The organism is Mycobacterium sp. (assembly GCF_049280035.1).
In the GTDB taxonomy this organism is placed as follows: domain Bacteria; phylum Actinomycetota; class Actinomycetes; order Mycobacteriales; family Mycobacteriaceae; genus Mycobacterium.
The window spans coordinates 1-6,181 of sequence record NZ_JBAPPI010000119.1 but is presented as its reverse complement, the minus strand read 5'-3'; the positions used below and the strand labels follow the sequence as shown (position 1 = coordinate 6,181).

At 65.6% G+C, this 6,181-nt stretch carries 3 protein-coding genes; 2 read left to right on the top strand and 1 reads right to left on the bottom strand.

Going from position 1 to position 6,181, the window contains the following annotated elements; genetic code table 11:
• On the bottom strand, positions 1-2,466 hold a 2,466-nt coding region (locus WAN71_RS03945), incomplete at its 3' end, for an ATP-binding cassette domain-containing protein (RefSeq protein WP_422224079.1).
• 368 nt (positions 2,467-2,834) lie between these two features.
• Here WAN71_RS03945 and WAN71_RS03940 point away from each other — a divergent pair.
• Complete coding sequence (locus WAN71_RS03940) at positions 2,835-4,883, top strand: serine/threonine-protein kinase (RefSeq protein ID WP_422224078.1); 2,049 nt, start codon at positions 2,835-2,837, stop codon at positions 4,881-4,883.
• Between the two features lie 40 nt (positions 4,884-4,923).
• The coding region (locus WAN71_RS03935; RefSeq protein WP_422224077.1) for a DEAD/DEAH box helicase family protein at positions 4,924-6,181 on the top strand (1,258 nt) is incomplete at its 3' end.

The window sequence follows — 6,181 nt, the reverse complement described above, 5'->3', positions numbered from 1 at the left end:
GCCCCAGCGCGCGGGCATCAGCCAGGACAGCTGGTCGAGCCCGAGCCGGCCGGTGACCGGTACCATCCCGCCGCACAGTACGAGCTGAGCCATGACGGCCACCACGAACAGCGGCATGATCTGCTCGCTGGATCGAACCAACGACGAGATGGCCAAACCGAGGATCGCCGAGGCGACACAGGTCGCGGCGACGGTGGTGAACAGCTCGACGGTGGCGGTGACGCCTGCGTGACCCATCAGCACCGCCCCACGGGTCGGCGCGCCCTTACCGGCCACCACGATCGCGGTGATGATCGCCGACTGCAGAACGGCGAACCCGCAAAACACCGCGGTCTTGGCGAGCAGGTAGGCCGTCGTCGACAGACCGACCGCTTGTTCGCGTTGGAAGACCGCCCGCTCGCCGACCAGGTCGCGAATCGTCAGCGCAGTGCCCATGAAGGCCGCCGCCGGCAGCAACAGTGCCAATATCTGCGCGGATTCGTCTGGGGTGCCCGCGTGCGGCCCGGGTATGCCGAATCCGCTTGAGCCGGGAACGGTCAGCGACAGCGCACCCAGGATGAACGGCAACACTGCCAGGAAGATGAAGTAGGCGCGGTCGGCGACGACCAGCCGGACCTGCCGGCGGGCGATCGTGGAGATCTGGCGTCGCACGCTGGTGTGAACGGGTTCGCCCAGGTCGGCGGGCTGGTCCGTTGCCGCGGGCGGCAGCTGTTGGTCACGCTCGAGGAACCGGCGGTTGGCTTCCTCGGGATCGGCGCCCACCTGGCTGAAGATCTTGGCCCAGTTGGTGGTGCCCATCGCATCGCCGATCTGGTCCGGTGGGCCTGAGTACGCCGTCTTGCCGCCCGGGGCCACCAAGAGCAGCTGGTCGCAGGTGTCGAGGTAGGACAGCATGTGCGTCACCACAATCACCACCCGGCCCGCGTCGGCCAGTTGGCGCAGCATCGTCATGACCTGGTGGTCCAGCGCCGGATCCAGACCCGACGTCGGCTCGTCGAGGATCAACAGGGACGGCCCGGTGAGCAGCTCGAGTGCGATCGAGGCCCGTTTGCGCTGACCACCGGACAGCTTGTCGACCCGGGTATCGGCGTGTTTGGTCAGGTCGAGTTCGTCGATTACCTGGGCCACGACCTTGGCGCGGTCAGCTTTGGTGGTGTCGGGCGGCAACCGCAGTTCTGCGGCGTAGCCCAGCGCCTGGTTAACCGTGAGCTGACGGTGCACGACGTCGTCTTGCGGAACCATGCCGATCCTGCTGCGCAGCGACGCGTATTCGGCGTGGACGTCGTGGCCCTCGAAGGTGACCGAGCCGGAGCTCGGCGTGGTGTAGCCGGCGATCAACCGCGCCAGCGTGCTCTTTCCGGCACCAGACCCGCCGATCACCGCGGTCAGCGTTCCGGGACGCGCGGTCAGCGAGATGTTGTCCAGCAGTTGTTTGCCGTTGTCGACGACGTACTCGACGCCACGAACCTCTAGGCCACCGGTGCGCGTCGCGGCTTCGGTTTCGCTGCGGGGAACGAGCAGGCCACCGCTGAGGACCAGGTCGACGTTTCCGATGGTGACGACGTCACCCTCGGTCAAGATCGCGGAGCCGACCCGGGTGCCGTTGACGAATGTCCCGTTGATGCTGCGGTCCTGGATCTCGGTGCCCAGCGGCGTGAGAACCAACGTCGCGTGGTGGCGGGAGGCCAGCACGTCGGGAATCACGATGTCGTTGTCATCGGCCCGACCAATCGTGACCGAGCCGGCCAGTTTCGTGGGCGGCGCCGATCGCTGCGACAGGAAATTCACAAACCTCGTCGCGAGATTTGATACCTCGCCGGGCCGCGCGCTGACGACGGTCATCTCGGTGGGCGCCATGATGTCCCGCGGCGGCGCCGAACCCGCATTGACCACCGTTATCTCGGCGGACGGCGGACCCGGCGGTGGCGTCCGAGATAGATGCACGTCGGTCGGACGATCGTGTGCCGATTGGCGCGGTGCGTTTCGCACATGCGGAGCTGGATGCGGTCGCGGCGTAGGCGGTTGGGGGGACCGGGGGGCGCCGCGTCGCGAGCCGCGGGCCGGGCCCGGTCGTCGCGCCCGAAGCTGCCCCGGCGGGATAGGCGTCGACCATGAGATGGTGGACGGCTCAGTGTCCCGCGGCGGGCCGCCCCCCGGCGGCCGACTTGCCCTTCCGCGGGGCTGTCCGACCTCGAAGCTCAGCTGCGGTCCGCCGGCATTGCCGATGTTGATGCTTTGGCCGTCGCGGACGTCGATCACCGGCCTGCGGTATCCGTTGACGAAGGTCCCGTTCACTGAGCCGTTGTCGATCGCCAGCCACTTGCCCTGCTCGAAACGCAGGATCAGGTGTGCGCGGGAAATCCGGGGATCGGCGATCCGGATGTCGGCATCCACGTCGCGTCCGATGACCACGTCTTGGCCTGCGGCGAACGTATGTTGGGACCCGTCGTGCCAAATGGTCAGCATGGGCGGGGATGGTCGACTCACTACATCAGTATCGGCTGCCGCTGAGGCCTGCTTCCACCGACGCGCCTGTGACTTCGCTATGTGTCGTAATGGTGGGCTCTTTGGGCCCGCACTGAGCAGGCCAGACGCCGATTCATAGCTCATTCCTAAGTGGCACCAACGCGGGCAAACGTGTCGGCAGGCATCATCCGAAGAGTGCGTAAACTGCGTCCAATTGCGCCCGGGCCGGCTTCGGCCGCCGCGGCGCTGGTGGATGACAGATTGAAAGCGTCTGGTGTGCAAGCCTTTCCGCGGGACCCTTGATCGGATCGACAGGGTCCGCGCCGCTGCGCGCAGGGCGTTTGGCGATATGAGGGGGTGACAGCCAATTGAATGAGGAGACGAACAACACGGAACGCTGGGATGTTGACCAGCGACCAGTGAGCGCTCGGCAGCGCGCGCGTGACGCGGTGCGGCGGGGTTATCAATCGCTTCCGCATCTGGCTGTCACCGAACTATTGCATCGAGTACCGCTGATCAGATCGATGCCAAACCGCAGTGATGCGCTCAGCGGGCGACAGAGCCAAGCTAGCGTGCCGTCCGGCGGGATGGCGAACCGTAGCGCCTTTGCGGGTTACTCGATCTTGCGTCCACTGGGTTCTGGCGGGATGGCCGACGTCTATCTCGCCAAGCACCCGCGCTTACCCCGCCGAGATGCGCTGAAAGTCCTGGCCAAGGAGATGACGGCCGACGGCGAGTTCCGTGAGCGATTCAATCGGGAAGCGGATTTGGCGGCAACGCTATTTCACCCGCATATCGTCGCGGTGCACGATCGCGGTGAGTTCGAGGGCCAACTCTGGATCGCGATGGACTACGTCGAGGGCACCGACGCAGCCCGACTGGTGAAAGAGCGTTACCGGAAAGGCATGTCAGAACACGACGTCGGCGCGATTGTCGAAGCTGTCGCCGGTGCACTCGACTATGCCCATGTGCGAGGACTGCTGCATCGGGACGTGAAACCCGCGAACATCTTGCTGACCCATCCCGAGGAAGACGAACGACGGATTCTGTTGGCGGATTTCGGAGTTGCTCGTCAACTTGCCGATATCAGCGGCATCACCGAGACCAACGTCGCGGTGGGAACGGTTGCCTACGCCGCTCCCGAACAATTAGTCGGGTCAAACATCGACGGGCGGGCCGATCAGTACGCGCTGGCCGCGACCGCATTTCACTTGCTGACCGGTGCGCCGCCGTATCGGCATTCCAACCCGGTCGCCGTGATCGGCCAACATCTACACGCCGCTCCGCCCCGGCTCAGCGACCACCGTCCCGATCTGGCGCGCCTGAATGACGTTTTCTTCAAAGCCCTTGCGAAGGATCCCGCGGACAGATTCGATCGGTGTCGCGATTTTGCCGCCGCCTTCAACGACCAGGTCTCCCGCCGCCGCGGCGCTCTTTTGCGGCGCAGCGCTGCCTCGATGAAGCTCGGCCGCAGATTTTCACTCAAGACCGGCATTGCCCTCGCGACTGCCGTCACGCTAGTCATCGCGCTGACCGTCACCTGGGCTGTCTCCTTTTTCTCCTGGGACGACCAGCCTCAGTCGAACCCTGGGTCACCACCGCGCTTCAACGCGACATCTTCGGCGTCAGCCGTACTGCCCGGGTCAAGTCCGGCCGCCGCCAAACCGGTGCTCGACGGTGATTATCGGTTGGACTACGACCGCGCAAAGCAGTCATCCAACGGCGTTATCCCGACCAACGGCGCGCAAACCAGTTGGTGGGCCTTCCTTTCCGCCTGCACGTCCACCGGGTGCGCGGCCACCGGGACCAAGCTGGACAACGTCAACCACCACGGGGCGAAGACCACCGGCACCGGCAACACCGGTGTTCTGCATTTCGTCGACGGACATTGGCAGAGCGCGCCCCGAGAGCTACAGACGCAGTGCCGCACAGCGCACGGAACGCAGACGTCGACGCAGTCCGAAACCGTGGTTTGGTCGTTGACGCCGCAACCCGACGGCACGCTACGCGGCGTGCAGACTCAGACCGTGCAGAGCAACGAATGTGGCGCGCAAGGGGCGATGCTGCGGATTCCCGTCCTGGCGACCCGGGTCGGTGACGTTCCCCCGGGTGTCGCCGTGGCCGATCCCGCGCAGGCTTCTGCGAGTACGGCTGTGCCCGCCACGGCATCGTCTGCGCCGGTGCTCGGCGGCGTGTGCAGCGATGTCGACAAACTCGCTTACGACGCAGGCGCCAATACGCAGATCGTTTGCGAAGCCAACACCTGGGACAGAGCGCCCGTCACTAGCGGGGTGCATCCCATCGGTACGTCCTGTGACGAGCCGAACGTCCCCGTCTTCGCGATGTCGAAGTCGGACGACGGGTACCTGATCCGATGTGAGCCGGGGACCCTGGTGTGGACCCGCCAGCACGGATAGCATCCTCGGGCTGTCGGTGGTCGGGCCTACCCTGGTAGGCATGGCTTTCGCTACCGAGCATCCGGTTGTCGCGCACTCCGAATACCGTCCTGTCGAGGACATGGTGCGCGCCGGTGGGCACTTCGAGGTGGTCAGCCCCCATGACCCGGCCGGCGACCAGCCCGCGGCTATCGAGGAGCTGCAGCGCCGAATTCTGGCGGGGGAGCACGACGTGGTGCTGCTGGGTGCCACCGGTACCGGGAAGTCGGCGACCACCGCATGGCTCATCGAGCGGCTGCAGCGCCCGACCCTGGTGATGGCGCCGAACAAGACGCTGGCCGCACAGTTGGCCAATGAGCTTCGAGAGATGTTGCCGCATAACGCCGTCGAGTACTTCGTCTCGTACTACGACTACTACCAGCCAGAGGCGTACATCGCGCAGACCGACACCTACATCGAAAAGGACAGCTCGATAAACGACGATGTGGAGCGGCTGCGGCACTCGGCGACATCGTCGCTGCTGTCGCGGCGCGACGTCGTCGTGGTGGCCTCGGTGTCGTGCATCTACGGCCTGGGCACGCCGCAGTCCTACCTGGACCGCTCGGTCGAACTGCAGGTGGGCACCGAGGTGCCCCGCGACGGGCTGCTGCGGCTGCTGGTCGACGTGCAGTACACCCGCAACGACCTCTCGTTCACTCGCGGCTCGTTCCGGGTGCGCGGCGACACCGTCGAGATCATTCCCTCCTACGAGGAATTGGCCGTCCGCATCGAATACTTCGGCGACGAGATCGAGGCGCTGTATTACCTACACCCGCTGACCGGTGAGGTGATCCGCAAGGTCGACTCGCTGCGCATCTTCCCGGCCACCCACTATGTGGCCGGTCCCGAGCGGATGGCCCACGCGATCTCCACCATCGAGGAAGAACTTGCCGAGCGGCTCGCCGAGCTCGACGGCCAGGGCAAGCTGCTGGAGGCGCAACGGCTGCGGATGCGCACCAACTACGACATCGAGATGATGCGCCAGGTCGGGTTCTGCTCCGGTATCGAGAACTACTCACGCCACATCGACGGCCGCGGGCCCGGTTCGCCGCCGGCGACGCTGCTGGACTACTTCCCAGAGGATTTCCTGCTGGTCATCGACGAGTCGCATGTGACCGTGCCGCAGATCGGCGGCATGTACGAGGGCGACATGTCCCGCAAGCGCAACCTCGTCGAATATGGATTCCGGTTACCGTCGGCATGCGATAACCGGCCGCTGACCTGGGAGGAGTTCGCCGACCGGATCGGTCAGACGGTGTACCTCTCGGCAACCCCGGGCC